Source organism: Comamonas humi, assembly GCF_054782535.1.
This window is the reverse complement of the sequence record NZ_BAAGSH010000025.1, coordinates 1-1,268: the sequence shown is the minus strand read 5'-3', so window position 1 is coordinate 1,268 and position 1,268 is coordinate 1. Positions and strand designations below refer to the sequence as shown.

Below are 1,268 nucleotides of genomic sequence, written 5' to 3'. Positions count from 1 at the left end.
CCTTTTTTGCTTGATGAGCCTGCTTCAGAGCGCACTGCGCGATACCCTGCCCCGAGTTCCTGATCGGCTTGATGAGCTCAGCGCGTTGATAGACCCCGCATGGATCGAGCAGGCGCTCAAGAGCAGTGGCAAGGCTTCGATCCGGCGGCGCAAGCTGCCTGCCGAGCATGCCGTGTGGCTGGTGATAGGGCTGGCGCTGTTTCGCAATCGGCCACTATGGCAGGTTGTGCAGCAGTTGGATTTGAGCCTGGGTGGACAAGCGCTGCCCGCCCCCAGCGCCAGCGTGCAGGCCCGCCAGCGCCTGGGCGAGGAGCCCCTGGCCGAGCTGTTTGCTCTGCTGACCCAGGCTTGGAGTCGCTCTGTGCAGAAGGTGCAGCGCCCCCTGCGCGTGCTGGCCGTGGATGGCGTGGTCTGGTCGGCTCCAGACACGCCGGACAACCGAGCACAACTGGGCAGTTGCAGCAACCAGCATGGCGTGTTGTCCTGGCCGCAGATCCGCGCCACTTGCTTGATGGATACCCACAGCCATGAGCTCCTGGATGCCAGGCTGGGCGCCATGGACTGCGGTGAATTGAGCCTGGCGGCGCAGTTGCGCGGGCAGGACTACTCGGTGACCTTGTTCGACCGGGCGTACTTCTCGGCTGCATTCTTGCTGGACTGGCAAGCTGCGGGTGAGCAGCGGCACTGGCTGATGCGGGCCCGGGACAATTTGCGCCACGAGATCGTCGAACAACTCGTGCCCGGCGACGCACTCATCCGTATGCCGGTGTCACCGCAAGCGCGCAAGGCGCGTCCAGAGCTGCCCAGCCACTGGCAGGCGCGACTGATCGAAGTGGATGTGGGCGGCCGGCTGCGGCGCTTCATCACCTCATTGCCAGATCACCGCACACACCCGGCACGTGACTTGGCCGAGCTGTACCGCCAGCGCTGGGAGATCGAGCTGGGGTTCCGGGAGATCAAGCAATCACTGCAGGAAGGCGAGCCGGTGCTGCGCAGCAAGCAGCCCGAACTGGTGCGCCAGGAGTTGTGGGGTGTGCTGATCGCCTACACGCTACTGCGCCGCTGGATGCGTGAGATGGCCGCGCATGCCAAGGTCGAGCCCCAGCGCATCAGCTTCCATACGGCTAGCTACGCCATCGTGAATCTGCTGTCGGTGCTCAGCCTGGACTCTGCAGGGACCTTGCCAAAGCAGCTTGCGGCCTTGCTGGAGCAGTCCAAGCACTTCGTGCTGCCGCCTCGGCGTACCGCACGAAGCTTCCCAAGAGTCG

The 1,268-nt window shown here is 64.7% G+C and carries 1 protein-coding gene; it reads left to right on the top strand.

The features are described 5' to 3' along the window. Positions 1 to 1,268 (top strand): IS4 family transposase (locus ACYVKR_RS24450; protein ID WP_460483586.1); only part of this gene is annotated, 1,268 nt, incomplete at both ends.